Annotated in this window: 16 protein-coding genes, 2 pseudogenes and 1 other annotated feature; of the genes and pseudogenes, 15 read left to right on the top strand and 3 right to left on the bottom strand. The window is 56.2% G+C overall.

Going from position 1 to position 20,064, the window contains the following annotated elements; all coding sequences use genetic code 11:
* Positions 1-99: 99 nt before the first annotated feature.
* Positions 100-354: a hypothetical protein gene (locus FAZ98_RS22445; RefSeq protein WP_158954201.1), complete on the bottom strand. Its 255-nt coding sequence runs from the start codon at positions 352-354 to the stop codon at positions 100-102.
* A 525-nt stretch (positions 355-879) separates the two neighbouring features.
* Between FAZ98_RS22445 and FAZ98_RS22440 the strand changes: the two genes are divergently transcribed.
* Positions 880-1,458 (top strand): helix-turn-helix domain-containing protein, encoded by a 579-nt coding sequence (locus FAZ98_RS22440; RefSeq protein WP_158954199.1) that lies wholly within the window; start codon positions 880-882, stop codon positions 1,456-1,458.
* A 50-nt stretch (positions 1,459-1,508) separates the two neighbouring features.
* Positions 1,509-2,060, top strand: coding sequence for a GNAT family N-acetyltransferase (locus tag FAZ98_RS22435; protein ID WP_158954197.1), 552 nt, complete (start codon positions 1,509-1,511; stop codon positions 2,058-2,060).
* 570 nt (positions 2,061-2,630) lie between these two features.
* Here the strand turns inward: FAZ98_RS22435 and FAZ98_RS22430 are convergent.
* A pseudogene (locus FAZ98_RS22430) lies at positions 2,631-3,866 on the bottom strand (IS3 family transposase).
* Positions 3,469-3,585 (bottom strand) — a sequence feature (AL1L pseudoknot). Its footprint overlaps the pseudogene before it by 117 nt.
* A gap of 342 nt (positions 3,867-4,208) precedes the next feature.
* Positions 4,209-4,641, bottom strand: a pseudogene (tssE, locus tag FAZ98_RS22425) (type VI secretion system baseplate subunit TssE).
* 1,404 nt (positions 4,642-6,045) lie between these two features.
* Here tssE and FAZ98_RS22420 point away from each other — a divergent pair.
* The 13 genes from FAZ98_RS22420 to FAZ98_RS22360 all read left to right on the top strand — a co-directional run bounded on the left by FAZ98_RS22420 (position 6,046) and on the right by FAZ98_RS22360 (position 20,062).
* A complete protein-coding gene (locus FAZ98_RS22420) occupies positions 6,046-7,320 on the top strand; it encodes an ATP-grasp domain-containing protein (protein ID WP_158954195.1) in 1,275 nt (424 codons plus the stop codon).
* A 123-nt stretch (positions 7,321-7,443) separates the two neighbouring features.
* A complete protein-coding gene (locus tag FAZ98_RS22415) occupies positions 7,444-8,190 on the top strand; it encodes a TSUP family transporter (protein ID WP_158954193.1) in 747 nt (248 codons plus the stop codon).
* Positions 8,191-8,202: 12 nt separating this feature from the next.
* On the top strand, positions 8,203-8,730 hold the full coding sequence (locus FAZ98_RS22410) for a dCTP deaminase (RefSeq protein ID WP_158954191.1): 528 nt from the start codon (positions 8,203-8,205) through the stop codon (positions 8,728-8,730).
* Complete coding sequence (locus tag FAZ98_RS22405; protein ID WP_158954189.1) at positions 8,727-9,290, top strand: dCTP deaminase; 564 nt, start codon at positions 8,727-8,729, stop codon at positions 9,288-9,290. Before FAZ98_RS22410 ends, FAZ98_RS22405 begins: the two co-directional genes overlap by 4 nt.
* Before the next feature lie 36 nt (positions 9,291-9,326).
* Positions 9,327-11,222, top strand: coding sequence for a PEP/pyruvate-binding domain-containing protein (locus FAZ98_RS22400; protein ID WP_158954188.1), 1,896 nt, complete (start codon positions 9,327-9,329; stop codon positions 11,220-11,222).
* 8 nt (positions 11,223-11,230) lie between these two features.
* Positions 11,231-12,457: a hypothetical protein gene (locus FAZ98_RS22395; protein ID WP_158954186.1), complete on the top strand. Its 1,227-nt coding sequence runs from the start codon at positions 11,231-11,233 to the stop codon at positions 12,455-12,457.
* The gene (locus FAZ98_RS22390; protein WP_158954184.1) at positions 12,450-13,610 is read left to right on the top strand and encodes a hypothetical protein; all 1,161 of its coding nucleotides are present in this window, start codon (positions 12,450-12,452) and stop codon (positions 13,608-13,610) included. Before FAZ98_RS22395 ends, FAZ98_RS22390 begins: the two co-directional genes overlap by 8 nt.
* On the top strand, positions 13,603-14,655 hold the full coding sequence (locus FAZ98_RS22385; RefSeq protein WP_158954183.1) for a phosphoenolpyruvate carboxykinase (ATP): 1,053 nt from the start codon (positions 13,603-13,605) through the stop codon (positions 14,653-14,655). The genes FAZ98_RS22390 and FAZ98_RS22385 overlap by 8 nt, the downstream gene beginning before the upstream one ends.
* Complete coding sequence (locus tag FAZ98_RS22380; RefSeq protein WP_158954181.1) at positions 14,652-15,245, top strand: dephospho-CoA kinase; 594 nt, start codon at positions 14,652-14,654, stop codon at positions 15,243-15,245. Before FAZ98_RS22385 ends, FAZ98_RS22380 begins: the two co-directional genes overlap by 4 nt.
* A 2-nt stretch (positions 15,246-15,247) precedes the next feature.
* Positions 15,248-16,885 (top strand): alkaline phosphatase family protein, encoded by a 1,638-nt coding sequence (locus tag FAZ98_RS22375; RefSeq protein ID WP_158954180.1) that lies wholly within the window; start codon positions 15,248-15,250, stop codon positions 16,883-16,885.
* 13 nt (positions 16,886-16,898) lie between these two features.
* Positions 16,899-17,540: a metallophosphoesterase family protein gene (locus tag FAZ98_RS22370; RefSeq protein WP_158954178.1), complete on the top strand. Its 642-nt coding sequence runs from the start codon at positions 16,899-16,901 to the stop codon at positions 17,538-17,540.
* A 64-nt stretch (positions 17,541-17,604) separates the two neighbouring features.
* On the top strand, positions 17,605-18,888 hold the full coding sequence (gene ectB / locus FAZ98_RS22365; protein WP_158954176.1) for a diaminobutyrate--2-oxoglutarate transaminase: 1,284 nt from the start codon (positions 17,605-17,607) through the stop codon (positions 18,886-18,888).
* 211 nt (positions 18,889-19,099) lie between these two features.
* The gene (locus tag FAZ98_RS22360) at positions 19,100-20,062 is read left to right on the top strand and encodes a DMT family transporter (RefSeq protein WP_158954174.1); all 963 of its coding nucleotides are present in this window, start codon (positions 19,100-19,102) and stop codon (positions 20,060-20,062) included.
* The last annotated feature ends 2 nt before the right edge of the window (positions 20,063-20,064 follow it).

Raw genomic sequence — 20,064 nt, 5'->3', positions numbered from 1 at the left:
GAGCGCGCGGCGCTTGCGTGATGACCCGGCTGCGCGGTTGGCCTGTGCACGGCGAGGCCGGAGGCGTGATCCCTTCGCCTCCGTTTTCCTAAGCCGCGATCAACCCGGCGACTGCTGATGTTCCATTGCCGATTGCCGTTGCGCGGCCTGTTCCTGCGCATGTTTCTTCGCCATGTGGCGGCCCACTACGCAGCCGCCCACCGCGCCAACGACGGCGTGATGCCCCGCGTAATGGCCGGCCACGCCACCCACCACGGCGCCCTTCAGACAACCGGCGGCGTTGGCCGATCCGGCTGCCGCCAGTGCGAGGGTAGCCAGGGCGGAAGCCAAAGCGATTCGATAATGACGTTTCATGGTGTACCTGGGTGATGTGCTTGATGAAAGTGGCTCGCTGGAGCCGTTCGTACGCCGCCGCCTTCGCGGTCTTGTGACGCGCGCTCGCGCCAACCGTCGCCATGGTTTCAGTCGATCGCGACCCGCGGCAGTGCAGCCGCCACGGACGAGGGTTCGACATGGACGGTTCGGCCTGGATGCGTCGAGCGGGCGCGTAAGCATAGCCTGATGCGCCGATTCCCACCGGCACGCCGAAAATCACCCGCTTGACTTTACCGCTGGCCGCCACGACCTGCGTGGCCCGGTTGACGATGGAGCGCAGTGTAGGGCGGCGCATTGGTCACAGGTGCAACGAGCGTGCGAGATTCGTAACGCGGCGTTAGATCGGCGAGATCCGGTGAAGCGACCGGTGCATGCGAATGTTGGCGTAAGGAAAAGGGCGAAGTATTCGCCCACTCGACGCCGCTCCTGCAGCTATTGTCGCTTGACGATCGATTCCGAGATAATGCAGAATTATTCCGATATATCGGAATTGGCGGGGCGCAGATGCAAGAAGCGGACATCAACAGCCGGATCGCCGCGAAGGTGCGCGATCTGCGCGGCGAGCGTGGCTATACGCTGGACGTGCTCGCCACGCGTTGCGGCGTGAGCCGTTCGATGATTTCGTCGATCGAGCGGGCGGCGTCGAGCCCCACGGCGGCCGTGCTGGAAAAGATCGCGGCGGGACTCAACGTTTCGCTGGCAACGCTGTTCGACGATGCCCGCGCCGGCTCGCCGCCGGAACCGCTGGTGCGCCGGCCGCAGCAAGCCGAATGGCGCGATACCGAAACCGGCTACACGCGCAAGATGCTGAGCCCACCCAACTGGGCTTCGCCGCTCAAGCTTACGGAAGTGGTGTTGCCCGCGGGTGCGCGCGTTGCCTATGAAGGCGGCAAGCGCGAGGCTACGATTCATCAGCATATCTGGCTGATGGAAGGGCAGATCAACGTGGTGGTGGGCGACCGGCAACATGCGCTGGCCAAAGGCGATTGTCTCGCCATGACGCTGGGACTGCCGCTCGTTTTCAGCAATCCCTCGCCGCGTTCGGCACGCTATCTGGTGGCGTTGGCCGAACCGCTGGATTGACCCGCGCCGCATTTCCTTCGAAGCAAAAATTTTTTGATCAGGATAGCAAAATGAATAGTTCCGGCTCCGGCGACGCGAACGTCACGCTCATCGACTGCAATGAAGCCGATCACGCAGCAGCGATTCTCGAGATCCTCAACGACGCCATCGTGAATTCCACGGCGCTGTACGACTACGTACCGCGTCCGCCCGAGGCCATGGTCAAGTGGTTCGAGGCGAAGCGCGCGGGCGGCTTTCCCGTGATCGGCGCGGTCGACGCCGCGGGCAAGCTGCTCGGTTTCGCGAGCTGGGGCACGTTCCGGGCGTTTCCCGCCTACAAGTACACGGTCGAACACAGCGTCTACGTGCACCCCGATTGTCGCGGCCGCGGGCTCGGCAAATATCTGCTGACGAAACTGGTCGAGCGCGCGCAACAGTACGAGGTGCATGTGCTGGTCGGCTGCATCGACGCGACGAATGCCGCGAGCATCGAGTTGCACACGAGGCTCGGTTTCACGCATTCGGGCACGGTGAAAGAGGCCGGGTTCAAGTTCGGCCGCTGGCTCGACGCGGCGTTCTATCAACTGACGCTCGCACAGCCCGCCACGCCCATCGACGGCTGAAAGCCCGATTCCACGACACGACCTACAGGGTGAGACCGCGCGCGCCGAGAACGCGCGCCGTGCGCGATTATGGACCCCACGCTCACTATACCGATACGTGCTGCTTGCGCGCGTTTTCTGACAACTCCGATGGGGCATGGCCTCGTTTTTTTGGAGCGAATTTTGTCAAATGTTATCCTGTACGGATTCTCTGAGTCGGCGCATTCCGCATGTTCGGTAGACGGTTCTGGTCGATCAAGTACGTGTCAACGGCTGAGTTCCCGCATGGCAGGTTTCCGCTCGTCTTTCTGAACGGTCAGCCCGGATATGTCATCAACCAGTGGATCTATTACATGATCGACGCACACGTCGGCCAGTCGTTGCTGGAAGCGCATCCGCGCAGTCCTGCACCTGTATGACTATTGCATGGCGAGATATGGCGATCGCGAGTTGACGCAGGAAGAATCGGTTGCCTTGGTCGGTGATTTTCTCCTGGCCAAGCGTGATGGTACCGATCTGCCTGGTGGGAAGAATCCGCTTGGGCTGAACTGGCGGCCTGAACCGCCCCGGGAATCGTGGAGGCTGGTTGGTTTAAGTTAATGCGGGTTCAGCGGCAGCTGTTTCAAGTTGCCGAAAGTAGTTTGCCTCAGCTTCGGCGGTCGGGATATAGCCGAGGGGCTCCATCAATCGATGATGATTGAACCAGGCCACCCACTCCAGCGTTGCCAGTTCAACCGATTCCCGCGTTTTCCAGGTGCGGCGATGAATCAGTTCGGCCTTGTACAAGCCGTTGATCGTTTCAGCCAAAGCGTTGTCATAGCTGTCGCCCCGGCTGCCGACCGACGGTTCGATGCCCGCTTCGGCCAGCCGTTCGCTGTAGCGAATGCTGACGTATTGGCACCCTCTGTCAGAATGGTGTATCAAGGTTCCGTCCGTCGCCCGGGCGTCGCGCGTAAAGCGCCTGTTCAAGTGCATCAAGAACGAAGTCCGTGGTCATCGAGGTGCTGACGCGCCAGCCGACAATACGGCGGGCGAACACGTCGATTACGAAGGCCACATACAGCCAGCCCTGCCACGTCGAAACGTAGGTGAAATCCGAAACCCAGAGCTGGTTCGGCCGTGCCGCCTTGAACTGGCGATTGACCCGATCCAGTGGGCGCGGGGCCAGGGCATCAGGAACGGTCGTGCGAACACGCTTGCCTCGCATCACGCCGCGCAAACCCAGTTGCTCCATCAACCGTTCGACCGTGCAGCGCGCCACCGTGATACGCTCCCGGTTCATCTGCTTCCAGACTTTATCCGCGCCGTAGACCTGCATGTTGGCCCGCCACACACGCTCGATTTCCGGCCGCAGACGTTCATCGCGGATTGCGCGAACAGAGCGCCGTGCCGGATCACGAAGCTGCGCGGCATGGCGTCGGTAGCCCGACGGGGCAATCCGCTAGACCTTGCAGATCGGCTCGACCCCGAAGGTGTCGCGGTGCTGATCGATGAAGGCCCTCAGGACTTGAAACGGCGGTCGAGCCCCGCCTGGGCGAAAAACGCGCTCGCGACTTTGAGAATCTCGTTGGCACGACGCAACTCCTTGACTTCGCGCTCCAAGGCCTTGAGGCGTTCACGCTCGTCTGTGGTCACGCCATCGCGCTCACCTTGGTCGGCCTGGTCGCGCTTGACCCACTCGTGCAGTGTCTGCGGTGTGCAGCCGATCATTGGCGCAATCGATTCGACCGCCGCCCACATTGACGGATGCTCGCTACGCTGCTCGCGCACCAGACGCACCGCGCGCTCCCGGACTTCCGGGGAAAACCTGGTTACCTTCTTGTTCATGGCTCCATTCTCTCAAGAGTTGGAGCCTCCACAAAATCCGGGGCGGTTCAGCCCTTCCAGGAAGAACTGCGGGAGTGGTGGCGGATGTGGTCGTTGCCATTGTTCAACCCAGATGGCGGCGGCGACTGCATCTATACGTGGGACTGGTTGGACTGCCTTGACGGCCGGGTTCCTGATCTCCCGTAAGTCTCGACCGCCACAGGACACTACAGCGGCAGCGTTTTCGCGAGGGCGCAAACCACGACCGTGCATCGCGTCGATAATGACGGGGAAGTGCCTCGTGGCGCTCAGAACCGTCTCGATCCTGGTTGACCTCAATCCGGCGCCCACCTGCCTGCACGGCTACCGGTCGCGTTCCGGATTGACCAGCCGCTCGACGCGCTTGCGTCCCGGCGGCTCAAAGTACGTTCCGAAGCGTACCAGCCCTGCCTTTTTCGGGTGGCAGATCATTGTGAAGCCGACCATGTGACCCGGGTCCGGCTTGTCGTCAATTTCGATCTCGACCGCGCGCAGCTGCGGCTCGAACTTCAGCAGCGTGGCCTCCATCTGTTTGTGCAGATCGTGGACCGAGGCGGGCAGGTTGCGATAGACATCGGTGAGATCGGGCAACCAGTAGTCGGGGACGTGCTTGACTGCCCCGGCGCGGGTGTCGAGGATCGCTGGATGTTCGCCCGAACGCTCAGGATTTCCAGCGTTTTTTATCATCGTGGCTGTCGGGCGATTTGCCGTCGATGTGGCCAAGCAGCATGTCGTACAGGGAAAGGCCCGTTGGCATCGCAGTGCTCCTTAACTGATCGCGTCGGCAAGCTGCTCCGGCTTATGACCGCGATAGATCACTGAGGCATCGTGATCGCTGTCAACGTGATCCACAACAGCGATCGTCAGGCTGCCTTCGTCCGAACTGGAAGCGCGACCGGTGCCGCGCCGCTGGCCATTCGCGCGACACCGTGGGCAGAACGTACCTGCGGCAATATCGCCGGATCGCGTCGCGTGCGCCGGCGCCGTCACACCGCGCGTGCAGCGTGCAGAGGGAGGCGGTGCCGGGAAACGACGGCCGGGTGGAAGAGCTGAGCGTCTCCTCAGTATAGGCAACAGGCTATTGGGTGACGTGAGGTTTGGCGCGCCGCGTTTTCCAGGCCGCGTGTTTGGACCAAAAACGAGGCCGTATCGCTAATAGCGCTTGGCGATATAGCCTCGCTGCCCTCGCAAGACCGAATGCATTATCGTGCCGAACACCGCGTCTTCTGACTGGCTCGAGGCGAAAGGTAGATCCCTAGCAAGCCGGCCTCCAAGCCGTTCGGGGAATCGCGGAACACGATGCTCCTGATCGCCTTCAAGGCGCTGTCCGACCCGCTCCGCCAGGTCCAGACAACAGGGCAGCGGGGCAAACGGTTTCGGAGCGTGAACCTTCACGACTGCACTAGCCGATGGACGGCTGATCGTTGAAAGTATCGCGACTCGAAGGCGGTGCGCCAACACTGCCACGAACTTGGAGTCCATGGCCGCCAGATATCTACCGCGCGCGGCAAATACAGCAGACTTAGGTGGGAGACCGAGTCCGAGGTTCCAGGGGGCGGCTCCACTTTGCATGAGTCTTCACCCGTGCTGGCGCGGGCATCCGGAAACTACACTTGCGCAGCAAACGGAGGCAATCGTTCCGTCCGGTTACCGGAATAACCGTGCCGCTCCCTTTCTCGCTCACAAGCTCACGGACGCAACAATCAGCATTCCTACAATGCAACAAATTGCAAAATCTAACTATGAGAAATAACGATATAGGGGCGGCTTTCACTCTTGTGCCATAAGGAGACCGCCGAATCCACGGGGCGCATATTTTCCTGTTATCACGTTGCTATGTCTTAACAACCTGCTCGAATGATAGGTATATCCCAAAAATAAATGGGCATTTAATCACGCTGATGGGGACGCATCGTACCGACGGCGTGTAGTCGATGTGGAAGCCTTGGGCGCGAGAGGCTTTGCGGTTAACTCCGATTTACCAAGTAGGAGAATGCTGCGATGCAACTGAATTGTCTCGCACACAATTCCTCGGACCAGGCCATGCGCCTCGCCTCATCGAAGGAGAGCGCACCATCAGTACGTAGAGTGCTAACTGATTTTTGGAGACACTACATGTCTGTAATCGAGGATGTCCGCGATTTGATCGGCGGGGGGTATAGTGGAAATTGTTAAAACGATTGTCTACATTGCGACGAACTACTTGCAATGGGCCACGCCCGGCTTGGTCTCCAGAGTTCGCGCATCGGGGGTGCGAATGGTGCTCATTACCTACGAGGGCGAACGAGTTGCCCCCGCGCTCGCAGCGTATTTCGACCACGTGATCCCAGTCACCGCAGCTCTAAATGAAGGCGTGCGGCCAGTTTTGAATCTCGATGAAGTCCGCTGCGCTATTGAAAAAGAGATGCGCATGGTGGGCGGTCCGAATGCCATCCGGATACTTTGCCAGGAAGAAGGAAACGTACATCACGCTGCCATGGTGCGTGAGCAATTGGGGATTCCCGGCGATACGGTCGCGATGGTTGAACGCTTCCGTAACAAGTTGATCATGAAACAGGTGGTGGAAGATGCCGGAATCCGTACGCCGAAACATCTCAAATTCGATTTCGATGCATATAAAGATAACCCCAACGAATACTATTCCAGATTAGGTGAAATTTTGGGTGAAAGACTCGTCCTGAAGCCAGTCGACGCAGCCGGTAGTCTCAACGTATCGATCATCTCCCGATTTTCAGATCTGCAGTCGGCATGTGCCAATATCGAGGAATCACCTTACGATTTCGAATATGAAATCGACGAATTCATTGACGGAATCATGTACCAATCGGATTCGTTCGTTCATCAAGGTGGCGTAGAATTCACCGGCACGTTTGAACTCGGATGTACCAACTTTGATTTCGTTATGGGAAAACCACTCACGGGATTTCCTGCAGTTGATCCAGAGTTGAAAAGAAAGCTTGAGGATTACAACGCACGGGTAATCAGAGCTTTGGGTATGCAAAATGGCTGTACGCACCACGAATATTTTCTCGACAAAAAAACCGGTGAGCCGGTTTTCTTAGAGATCGCATGTCGCGCGCCGGGGGGGGTGGGCGTATATTTCCATATAAAGAATAAAAATTACAACATGATGGATGCATATCTAATTCAGAATACGTCGCCAGAGGCACTCGACGAACTGAAAGTTGACGCTCGGGACAACGTGGTGGCTGCGCTTCTACCGGTTGGCCATGGCCGTGTTGTGAGCTTGCAGGAACCCGAGGTGAAGAGCGATTTCGAAATCCGCTGGCTGATCGAGGAGGGGAGCGTTGTTAATTCCAGGACAATTGCGGACGCTGCTGGAATTTTAACCATGCGCAATGATGACATCGAGCAATTAAGGATCGACTTTGAGGCATTGCAGTCGTACACGCCAGTGCTGTGTGACCCAGACTAAAAGAACGTAGCAACGACCGATTCCGGTTCGTTGCTCGCTCCAAATAAAATCGGTGGTTCTCATTCACCGTTCGGAGCGGCAAAATTTTTTGATAAATATTGATGTTAGGATTTCTAACAAAATATGATTTATATCATCGTGGTTACATGTGCACTTGTGCAATCGATATTTGGTATAGGCCTTCTCGCGTTTGGTACGCCATCTCTATTATTATTAGGCTATTCATTTGAGGATGCGCTTTGCATTTTATTGCCAGCGTCGTTGGCGGTCAGTTTGCTGCAATCGATCGGTGAACGCGAAGCCGGATTGATCAACATTCGGCCGATATTAATTTGGGCCTTACCATTTTGTGCTGTTGCGCTATACCTTGCGCTGCAGAAAAACCTGACGATTCACCTTGAATTGATTGTCGCCGCACTCCTGCTGACAAGTGCTGCTATCCGCATTTCAAAAACTCTTAGGACGCGGCTCCAGGAGTTCATGCAGCGGCACGAACCCGCAGCGCTGATTTTGATCGGTTTAGTGCATGGATTTAGCAACATGGGGGGCGGTCTGTTGGCTATCTATTCATCGGCGCGATATGCAGAGAAAAACCAAGTTCGCCGATTGATCGTGGACGGCTATGTCGCTTTTGCTACGATGCAGATCGGAATTCTCATCTGGCAGCGCAGTCTTGGTGCGGTACTGGATAACATCGAATTCGCGGGCCTTGCCGCCGTCACTTATCTAATCTGCGGACGTTTATTTTTCAGGAAAATAACTAGCCGCGCTTACGACGTAGCTCTGAGTGGTTTCATGGTGGTCTATGCCGTTGCATTGATCTGCAAGTATTTCGATATGTTCTCAGCGTCGCACGTAACCAGAATCTAATCGGAGTTAGCCATGATATTGACTGGCAATGAAATCGAATTGGAAGTGACAAAAAGGCGAATTGTAATTGAACCTTACAATAAAGATTGCATTGAGCCAAATTCCTATCGATTTCATCTTGGGTCGAAATTGATGGTCTACCGTGACGACGTCGTCGATGCTTACGAATCGAACAAGGATACTCACGTAACGGAAATAGAGATACCCAAGGAAGGTTACGTGCTCCATCCCAAGCAATTCTATTTGGGACATACCGTTGAGCGCATGGGAAGTCATATTCACGCAAGCGAACTGTACGCGCGCCTGTCTACCAGCTCGACGGGAATATTTATCCAAACCAGCGCACCACTTGGTCATACGGGAGCGATTATTCCTTGGACGCTGGAGATTTTAACGCTGCTGCCGGTCCGAGTCTACGCAGGTATGCCCATCGGAAAGATTTGTTTCTGGTGTAACAAGGGAGAAGTAAAGACCTACGCCGGAAGGTACAAAGATTCAAGATCAGTTGTTAGCTCAATGATGTCTGGGGAAAATCCATGATATTGACTGGTAATCAAATTACCGAAGAGGTTGGTAAGGCGCGAATTATCATTGACCCATTCGACGAATCCTGCGTAAATCCGAATAGTTATAATTTTACTTTGTCGGATACTTTATTGGTCTATGAAGAGGGTGTGATCGACACTAAATCGGAAAATCCGACGCGGATGATCAAAATGGTTAATGGTGAGCTAGTGCTGAAGCCGTGGACGCTGTATCTCGCTGCTACACGCGAGCGAATCGGTAGCCATTATTTTGCACCAACATATGCGGCTCGCTCGTCGGTCGCGCGTCTTGGTATGTTTATCAATCTGTCAGCGCCGTTGGGCGACATCGGATTTGTGGGCAAGTGGACTTTGCAGTTGTTTGCGATTCACCCGATCCGCGTCTATGAAGGCATGCGCATCGGTCAGATGATGTTTTGGCAGCCCTCTGGCGAACGCATGATCTATGACGGCAAATATCAAAATGCGACAGGCCCAATGAAATCGCAGATCTACAAGGATATGGCCAAGTACAAAGAGGCGAACGTAACCAAACTGGCCAGCAGTGAGGCATGAGTCCACGCTATCCGAAACTGTATCAAGGTAAATAGCATGTCGCTTCCCAGCAAATACGCAAACCTATTAGCGTCGAGAGAGATCGCTACCGTGCCAGTCACTCGACTGCTGGATGAACGATTCTTTCGTACTCACATTGAAAACTATACGGTCTTGAATGCCAGCATCGACCGTCTGCTCGATCAGATTACTGCCACCTCTGGTGCGTTTATCGACGATCATATGCTCGAGTTGACGAATCTACTGCAGGGTGTTGCTTGGAATGATGATGTGACTGACGAACTGTCAGGGCTGCTAACTGAGATGGGCTGCGGTCCGAATGTGTGTCTTGCGGTGCGGTCGGCCGCGTTGTCCGAGGATACAGCGCGACGTAGCTATGCCGGTCTATACCGATCGATACTGAACATCCAGGCAACTCCGAAGCCGGTGGCTGACGCAGCGCTCAAGGTCTGGTTGTCCTACTTCGAGCGCGCTGCTATCAATGAGCGCTTGGACAGCGGTAGCCTCAGCGACGGCCTCCGCATGAATGTCATGGTGCAACGCATGGTCGACGCCGCTTATGCCGGCGTCGCGTTCTCCACGGCGCCGCAGGGCACGGGCGGGGCCCAACTAGAATACGTGCGTGAGATTGGCGATGCCCTAGTTTCGGGCCGAGCGACTGCGGTTCATGTCAGAGAAGGACATCTTGGCGATGCTCCGCAAGTCGCTGTGCCCGTCTGCAACCGCGTTTTCGATCTTGTCCACCGCCTGAAGGCTCTGTTTTCGCACGACGTCGACGTCGAGTGGGCACACGACGAAGAGGAGCTCTATTTGCTGCAGGTGCGCGCGATTACTACGCAGTCTGAAGCAGTGTTCACCGAAGGCCCCGTGCTCGCAGTGTACGACCTGTTCGGGATGGACGAGTCTGAGCTTGAGCGTGTGCGTCCGTTACCTGACTTTGCCGAGTATTTTCGTTCCAAGCGAGGTCCATTGTTCGCCTTCGGAAGGGCGGAGGGAATTGGCTTGGGCGCGGCCAAGCTCGTATTACTCAACCGCGATGCGCTGCTGGCGCCCGGCAGCGTCGAGGCAATTGCTGCGCCCTTCAAGGGGCCGCAAATCGTATTGGATATAAATGACCGTATACGGCAGGTCGTGGTCGAAAAGTCGCAATTTGGCGAATCGCTGATCAACGCCACCACACATCCAAATCAGCTCTACCGCATTCTGGTACGAGACTACATCAAGGGTGACTTCGGGCTGATATCACGCCTTAACGGGAGCGGAGAGGTCGTAGTGGAGTACTCTGCCGACGGACTCCTTGCATTGAATCGCGGCAGCGCCGTGGCCAGTATCTTTGTGCTTGACGGTCAGGAGGCCGCGGATCACCCCTTCGACAGGGAGTCCGTTGGCTCCCTTGAACGGGTGACCACTCACGCGCAGGCGCGCTTCGGGCGCGTGCAGCTGGAATGGGCATACACGCATGGCACCCTATATCTGATCGACATTTCGCCTCTGTCAGACTCTACGCTTCCAATTATCTCGAATGCGGGTGCGAGCGTTGTGTCGGTCGGATGTGCTATGGGCCCGGTGTGCCACATCGATGACTCGACCGCGTTAATCGAACTCAGCGATGGGCCGGCGGTTAGCCTCTCTGGTATCCCCGATCCCAAGAAGATGGGGCGGACCTTCGCAGCGATCATGGAGCGCGTCAAAAGCTTTCCGCAGCCGCCTGTCGTTGCCGTTTCGCGGCCGTATGCAGCCCTTGCACCACTGCTGCCACACGTGGCCGGATTTGTGTTCTCAGATGCGGCGATGCTTTGTCACCTTGCCATCCTGCTGCGCGAGCACGGCGTGCCAGCCTTGGCTTCGTCTGAGCTATTCAATTCACTTGACGAAGGCATGTTGTACACGCTCGACGCAAAGCCACATGAAACAAATAGCATCGCTAACTAATCGGAAAAATGATGAAAACAGTATTTTTGGCCATGATGCGCCCGGAGGACCACAATTGTCCAGCAGACGAACAAGCGCTTCCGCGAGCGATTTTGTCTGGCAATGATAAAACGTTGCAGCATGGAAAGAACTCCGTGCTTTTCCGCATCGGCGACTTCCATTCCTCTCGCGTCTATACGCCGAATGGCGTAGGCGGTTGGCGCACCAAGGATGTCGCATCCTTCCCCTTTGATTTCGGCTTCTTCAACGCACGCCAGCGCGCTGCGTCTACCGCTTCGGTCACCGCGTTGCAGTCGCTACTTGACGAGCCAACCGCTGCAGAGGCCACGCATTGGTTTCCGCTCGTCGTTGGCATTGCTGACGACCAATTCCTGCGCCTTTACCACGTTGCTGATACAGGGCCTTGGGGGGTTATCTATGTCAACTATCACACGGAAGCGGTCGCCAGCGCGGATGCGGGTGACTTCGTTCGCTCCATGAAGAACGGCTTTGGAGCCCTCAAAATCGCCCGCCGGAGCGCCAACGACGCCTGCAACTATGGTCGCTGGCGACAGGATCTGGAGTTCGAACGAAAATTCACCTTCGACGCTATTCCCGATACATGGCAGATGATCAATAAGCTATATCAGGAGGTGATCGAGGGAAAGTTGCCCGGATTCATTCCGGAATTCAACCTCGAGTTCCAGGTGTACGACTACGAAGCCACCATCGTGGAAGTTCTCGAACCGGAAGAACACGCCGGATATATCGCCTATATCCCTCAGTCGGATGGCCGCGTTTGCGTAAAGCAGAAGTGGTTCAAGGAAAATTCCGAGATCCGTAAAGAAACATTGAAATTCAACCAAAACGTCGATTTAAAAGATGCAGAAGCACACGCGGCCGAAATGTGCGGCGGTAAGGTTCGGTCGCTCCCGTCATATCGCCGAACGCGTTTTGACGTCAACTTCGAATCGCTCGACACTGGGAACGTGTACGGAATCTTCTTTGATATTTGCCGATCAGTGGATGCCCCGAGGGAACTTGCATTCAGCCAGTGCGAGGTCGAGTACTGCCGCTCGCGTACCTGGAAGCCGATCAATGACGTGTTTGAGCAATTCGAAGTGGCTAGCGCGTTTGCAGAGGATTTCCTCCGCCGAGCAGGCATTTCATACCGACAAGACCTGTATTCGAAGCTCGACTTTGTGCGAAAGCTTGACCAATCCTTGAACACGAAAAGCGAGATCTGCAATGTCTAAATACTTTGTCGCATACGGCAGCTGGAAACTGCGCTTTTCTCAACCCACCGATGAGCAAGACTGCGCCCTTCAGTTGTTTGACCTGCCAGTCCAACTTCGTCCCGAGGTCCACTCGATCTTGGAGGATATCTCTTCCATCATCGACACGACGACAGGATTCGAGCTTTTGCCCTCTGGTAAACGCATCGCTCGCACTGGCGCAATCGTGATTGGTAATCTGTTCTGCGACTTGATTCCTCTTGCCGTGGTCGAACTAGCCGACGACGATCGCTTCGTCATTCATCATCGGCTCACGCGAGTGGACCCGTGGATAGTGCATATGATTCGCGTCGGCATGCCTATCAACGGGGAAGGCTCGCTTTCGCGAGCGCTTGAAACTGCATACGATCGTGATCATCTCTTGCTGAACAACTGGGAGTGCTTCTACATCAAGGGGCTGCCTGACATCGAACTGGAGCAGAAGTTCGAGATCGATCAGAATTTTCCTTATTTCACGCTTTGCCGCGAGTGGTGGGCGCGCGTTGACGGTCGGAAGATGGATGGCATCGTGCCGCAGTTGGGCGACGAGATACAGTATTGGAGTTACGACAACCACTTCTGTGAGATCGCCGAGAATCCGCGGGGCGATGCCGGATACGTGTCGGTCATGCAATATTGCAAGCGAAAGAATGCGTGGCACGACCCGCTATTCACCTTCAAGAAGAAGGTGTTCAACGAGGACGCGCTCGAGCGCTGGGAGCGCAACTACGAAAACCAGTGGCTCGATGAGGGTGCGGAGGCGGCGCTGTCGAAATTCTTCGATTACCCTCTCAAACCGTTGCCGGATTGGCGACGCACACGGCTGGATCTCGCCTGCGAAATTGTCGAGACTGGCAACCTGTTCATGGTGAATTTTGATGACTGTCGCGTGCATGGTCACCCGGATGGGACTGGCCGCCTGCAACAATGTGAGATCGAGTATCTGAAGACACGGGGGCAGCCCAACGAAGCGAGTATCTACCGTGACTTCGAGCGCATAACCCAGGAAGTGGAAAAGTTCATGTCGGAAATGGGCTTGACCTTCCGTCGTAGCAACTACTCGAAGCTAACATTTCTGCGTGACCATGTGCACGCGGTCGATCGACAGCTAGCCGATGCGGGGAATCATGGCTGATTTGAACTTTGTTTCGAACGGCGTGGTCACTATTGGCCTCAGCTCATCCGGTGAGGTCCGGCAGGTGATCGAAAAAGTGGCCGCCTTCTTAAGCCCATATTTCACACCAGTCGATTGTGATCCGACGGTGGCCGATTTTTCGATTGTCGCAGCTGAGTTCGGCGATCTGCCAGCAGTTTGGCGCGAGTGCTGTCGGCAGCCAATCACCATACGCACCAGCGGCAAATCGTCGTTCGATCTGGCGGCACTGTACGGTGAAGCACCCGGAGACGTCGTGGCTATCCTCGACGACAGTACGCGAACGGCCTTCGTCGTGAATCGGGTCACGCGGCGTATCGATGCATACGTAGGCGAGATGTCATTCGTACACCTGATCGAGATAATTCGCTATACAGCGCTGCTGATCGAGGAGGCCGCCGGTACAGTTCTCCTGCATGCTAGCGCTGTGAATTCCCAAAGTGGGACGTTGCTAATCTTAGGTGAAAAGCACGCTGGCAAGACGACCACGTTGTTGCATCTCGTCTTTCAGGGGCGCTTCGAACTGTTGTCCGGTGACAAAGTGCTCTTGCGCGAACGAGACGGTGGGCTATGGGTGCGGGGATGGCCCGACTACCCTCATGTAGGCATGGGAACTTTGCGCAGCATCCCCGGGTTATCGGACCGCCTGGGGGTCAGAGATGACGGCGGAGCGGAGCGCAAGGCTGACTCATATAAGGAGCTCATCGATCCTGTGCGGTATCGCGAAGCAGTTCCGCATGCCGGCGACGGTCGGGTGCGTGATGTGCTCGGGATTATCTTCCCGAACGTCTCCGCAAAGGAGCGCAAGGTGGAGGCTGTGCCAGCCAGCACGGTTTCAGTCGAATTGTTGAGGGAATTTGTCGAACACCCGAGGGATTTCACCCCGGGCCGGTGGCACGGCATGTATCAACCCATCACCCGCACAGAGCCGGAACACGAGATCGCCGTGCTTCGACATTTGGTATCGGTACCTTGGCTACGCTGTAATGGCGGTGCGTCGGTCGATTGGAACGAGGTGTTGGCATGAGCCGTGCGCGATCACTCAAATACTGCGTAATTGCGCCTGCGGGCGCGGGAAAAAGCACGGTTGCTAAGCTGCTCAAGGAAGAGATTGAGCGTTGCGGTCTTGACTGTGAAGTCGTCAAGCTAGCCGAGCCGCTGTACCACCTGCAGGCCGCGTTCTACTCGGCCGCCGGTATTGACATCTCCCGCCACCAGCAGAACCACCCTCTTATGGAGGGAATCGCAGATGCGCTGCGAACGCTGAACCCGCGCTCTATCGTCGATGACTTCATGCGTCGGTACCATGCGTCAACTGCCTCGGCCGTTGTCAATGACGATTTGCGCGATCTGGCTGTCGATTGGCCGGTTCTGCGAGAGCTGGGCTTCGTCACGATAATGGTGCATGCGTCCGCCCAACTTCGGGCGGCGCGCTTGGCTCAGCGCGGCGATTTGAAGGTCTCGGCAACCAGCAAGCTCGACGCAAATGTCTTCGCCATTGAGCACGACATCGCGATTGACAATGACGGTTGCAGCCTGAAAGAGCTTAGGGAACAGGTGCGTGCCATTGTCGAACGTGACCTTGGACAACTCGTGTCGCCGGTACTGGGGGCGTAGTCATGGCGAAGCTCGTCTGGCTCCTGGTGGATGGCCTTCCGTATGACCTCGTCGACAGATTCGCAGGGCAGTTGCCAACGCTCGGTCGCGCAATCCGCGAGGGTAGGGCGCGGCGTCTACGTCCAGCATTTCCCAACTGCCAGACGCCACCGTCGTTAGCTAGTCTGTTCTCCGGCCGCCAACCGGCGGATACTGGTCTCACGGGCTACTTTCTTCCACGTCTCCATTTGGGGGATCCCCTCGGCATCGACGATGCATTCGCTCTCGCGCCTGCTGGTCGACCTCGCTACCTTTGGCAAGTTGCAGCCGAGGCAGGCGCGACGATTCACCTTTTACATGTACCTTTTGTCGACGTCGACAAGCTTGGTGCGGGCCTGCAGCTATACAGCTACGGCTTTGTCCCGGCCGAACTGCCTCCGGCGATCCGGCCTTTGATAGTTGGCCGGCCGTTGGATCTGAACGTCGGCGAAGCGCCCGCATGGCAGGCGCTTTGGCGGGGTGGAGACGATGTGCTTCTACGCTGTGCCGATGGGCGTGAACGGATCCTGAAAGGGCCGATGCAAGTCGAACGATTGCGCCTCACCGATGGCCTCGACACTGAGATCTTCTACCAAACGGACGTCGACGGCACACGAGCGCTTGTTCTGTTGGGGGCATGGAGGCCACGCGTAGTGGGCGACGAGCGGCAGACGCAGGAGTACCTGCGACACATGAATGACACGCCTTTCTTTGGAGCGACGCTCTCCCGAGCCTATCGAACGGGAGCGCTGGGCGAGACATTGCATGACGGTGGCGACGGCGCTGCGGAGCGCCTGTTTGTTTTCTGCCTTGAAAGACTAGCGAAGAGATATGCCGATGACTGCCTGTTCGCCACTCGGGAGGCTCAGGGAGCGCGCAGCAGTTTGGTGTTGGCCTATCAGCCGGTCATCGACTTGGCTGTCCATGAGCTGCTCGGCTTCATCTCCGGCGGATGCGTTTATGCGACGGATGCGGCTCGCGCAGTGGTGGAGCCGCTGTTGTACCGCCTGCTCGCGAGTATCGATGCGCTGCTCGTCGAACTGTTGTGCATTGCCGGGCTGGATACTAATGTGCTAGTGAGCGCGGACCACGGTATGGTGCCTGTGGACACTTTGCTGTACCCCAACGTGCTGCTCCGGGAATATGGTTGGCTAGTGCTCGGCGATGCGGGCAGTATCGACCCTGAACAGAGTGTCTGCTTTTACCACCCAGCGGAAAACGGTCTGCTTGTGTTCAACCGTGTGGCGATGCAGCGGGAGGGCGTTACCGTAGACCAAATCGCCGAACGCTTACTTGCTGGCGTCGCGCGGGCCTGTGGTCGCCCCGCCGAACTGTTCGATTGCGCGATCGGCGATCTGGACGAAAGGTGGATAGCGAGGCACTACCTCCGCGCACCGGCGTACGTCCAGGCCAAGTCTGAGGCGAACGGTGCGGCAGTGCTGGCTCGCAGCCGTAAGACAGGCGATCACTGTGTTCATTCGGATGCCCCTGCGCTGGAAGGTTTCGTGGCCGAGCTTCGGGGCAGATTCCTGTTGCCAAGTTCAAGCCTACAAACGTGGGAACTCGGCCGATGTGCTCAGGGTCTTTTTGCCAAGGAGAGAACCAGTGCATTGGTTGAGTAAACGTGCAGTTCCCGTGGTAACAGACATTCATGGTAATGCGAAGGGATACGAACAGATTTTGTCCGAGCTAAAGTCCAATGGCATCAATCATCCGCCGTTGCTGTTGGGCGATCTCTTCTGGACCGGAATTGAAGGCCGGCGGCCCCGTGATGTGTTAGAGATGGTCACGTCGATGCCGATCTTCGGTATTGTCAAGGGCAATACCGAGTCCTATATCACATCGAGCTGGCTCGATGCATGGGAGCCGAACAGCGAGGAGGACAAACGCGAGAAGCGGTCGATGAAGGCTTTTCGCAGTAGTCTAAGCGCGGTCGAATACGATTTCATTCGGAATTTGCCGGAAGCTTTTTCGTTCAGACTCTCTAATCGTTCGTGCCTCGCGGTCCACGCTTCTCCGGCCGATATCGAGCGCGGAATGATCGTGAACGGCTCGAGTGAAGAGTGGCGGAGGCGGCTAAACGGTGCGCGGCCCGACATTTTGATAACTGGGCACCTACACCGCGCCTTTACCCATATCTCAAACGGCATTACGCATATTTGCGTGGGCGCGGCCGGGCGGCATCCCGGAGAGGAAGATGGCATCGTTGACTACGCCGTGCTCGACGAGACAGCTGTCGGTTTCGCAGCAATGCATATGCGTCTTGTACAGGCCTGAGGTCTGGCGATAGGTGAAGCACTCGAAACAAGCGTTGTATGGCACTCGTGAAAGGATTAACGCAATGAATATTTTTGAGAAAATTGAATCAGGTGTGCGAAGCTATTGCCGCTCGCTTCCCGTCGTGTTGGCGCGCGGTCGTGGCTATCATGTCTTTGACGAGGAAGGCAAGAGTTACATCGATTTCTTCTCCGCAGCAGGTTCGTTAAATTATGGTCATAATCCACCCGAGGCTGTTGCGGCGGTCAGCAATTACCTTGCCGATGATGGCATCGTAACGACGCTCGATCTGTACTCGACAGCAAAGCGAGAATTTCTCGCTGCGTTTGAACAATCGATTCTCAGGCCACGAGGTCTGGACTATGTGGTTCAGTTTACGGGCCCTACCGGTGCGAACGCCGTTGAGGCCGCGCTAAAGGTCGCCCGCCTGAAAACGGGGCGCAGTAATGTGGTTGCCTTTACCAACGGCTACCATGGCGTATCTCTCGGCGCGCTCGCCGCCACTGGCAATCGGGGTAAGCGTGACGGTGCGGGCCAGACGCTGAACAACGTTGCGCGCATACCATTTGAAGGCTACGTCGATGGCATAGATGGCCTCGATCTCCTCGAACGCATGCTCGAGGACCCGAGCAGCGGCCTCGACTGCCCGGCCGCCGTTATCTTCGAGGCAATTCAGGCTGAAGGTGGTATCAACGTAGCGAGTACTGGATGGTTGCAGCGCCTGGAGCGTATTGCTAGGGCCCATGAGATTCTGCTTATTGCCGACGAGATTCAGACCGGCTGTGGCCGAACGGGCACTTTCTTCAGTTTCGAGCCCTCGGGAATCGTTCCCGACATTGTCACTGTGTCAAAGTCCATTGGCGGGATGGGTATGCCGATGGCACTCGTCCTGATGGCGAGGAACGTTGACGTGTGGGGCGCGGGGCAACATAACGGAACGTTCCGTGGCAACAACTTGGCGTTCGTAGCTGCCCGCGCGATGATCGACAAGCACTGGCGTGACCGGCGCTTCGCAGATGCGCTGGCCCTTAAAATTGAATTATTTGACGACCTGCTAATCGCAGTCGCATCCAAGCACGCGAAGCATGGATGTGAGGCGCGCGGCCGGGGCATGATGCGAGGTCTGAAGTTCGACGATCCAGAATTTGCAACTCGGGTCCAAGCAGTTGCGCTCTCACTTGGTCTCCTGATCGAAACTTGCGGTCCGAAAGATGAGGTGGTAAAGCTGCTGCCGCCACTCATTATCGACGATGCGGGCATTGCGCGGGGGATGGCGATGCTGGACAAAGCGATTACCACGGCGGCGGCGGCTCCCGAGAGGACCTCGCCTTTGCAGGCAGCCTTCTGACTTAGTTAGGCTGCCATTCCCGCAGGGCTGCCTCATATGGGGGCGTAATGGAACGCGCCCCATCTGGTGGTTGATCCGGAGATTTCTATCGGCGAGCCTTGTTGCGTAGCATGATTTTATCGATGGAGCGCGGCGAGCGACTCAGCAGCCCTACGCTCCGTTACTTATGCGAGCGGGATCGCATTCAAAAATCGTTCATAAGGGTAATGAAATGAACGCGAGTACCATTGTTGGGATTGCGCAGGTTTTGTTCTTTGTTCTCATGTCGGCGATAAATGGTGTATTTTTGTCAACATTCCTCGCCAAGACTGATGTGTTTTCTACTTTGTTGTGCGTATTTTCTATTATATCAATAATTTTCAATATATATATACTGTCCCGACATGGATGTCAATTTCTACGCTTCACGCGAAAAATTTGGCTTTATATCGTATGTTCAAATATCACGACGGCCGCTAACTGGTTCAGCTTCTTCCTTGCAGTTAAGTATTGCGAGCCGGCGATCTCAGCGACCCTAGTGAACTCGGTTTCGCCGCTGGCTACGATCTGCATTTCAGTGACGTTGTTGGGTCAACGCAACCGATCGACGACGGAAATCTGGTGGGCGGGTTCGCTATGCATTGCGATGCTTGTGACTGCCTTTGTCGTTTTTGCCGGCCGCTCAGGCAGACCCGCGAATGAAATCCAAGTATATGCGATAGGTGTTTCAATGTCACTGCTATGCGGATTATCGATCGCTCTCAATACAGTGGTTTCAAAAAGGCTAAATGATTCTGGTATCTCACCGTCAACCATCATGACGTATCGATTCTTCTTGCTTATCGCCCTTGCGGGAGGCCTCGTTGACAAACAGGTTCTGCTGGAAAACGTTCGGCAATTTCACTGGCAGATTGCATTTATTGCTGTAGTGGGCAACCTGATACCTTTGTTCTCCTTGCAATCTGGAATCAAGCGCTTGAGCCCAGTGACAGTCGTGTTTTTGAACGGATTGTCGCCGCTTACTTTCTTTGTGGTTCAAAGTATAACGGGGAAATTTATCTTCTCTGTGTCATCGCTTTGCAGTGTTTTATTTGCAACCGTGACGATACTCTTTGGCGTTTACTACTCAAGCCGTAGTTCGAAGCGTGCCGCGGTGGAATCAGGTAGCACGAGACGCGAGAGATCCAGCGCTTGACG

The organism is Paraburkholderia acidisoli (genome assembly GCF_009789675.1).
In the GTDB taxonomy this organism is placed as follows: Bacteria; Pseudomonadota; Gammaproteobacteria; order Burkholderiales; family Burkholderiaceae; genus Paraburkholderia; species Paraburkholderia acidisoli.
The sequence above is the reverse complement of the archived record's forward strand: the minus strand, read 5'-3'. Positions and strand labels throughout refer to the sequence as shown.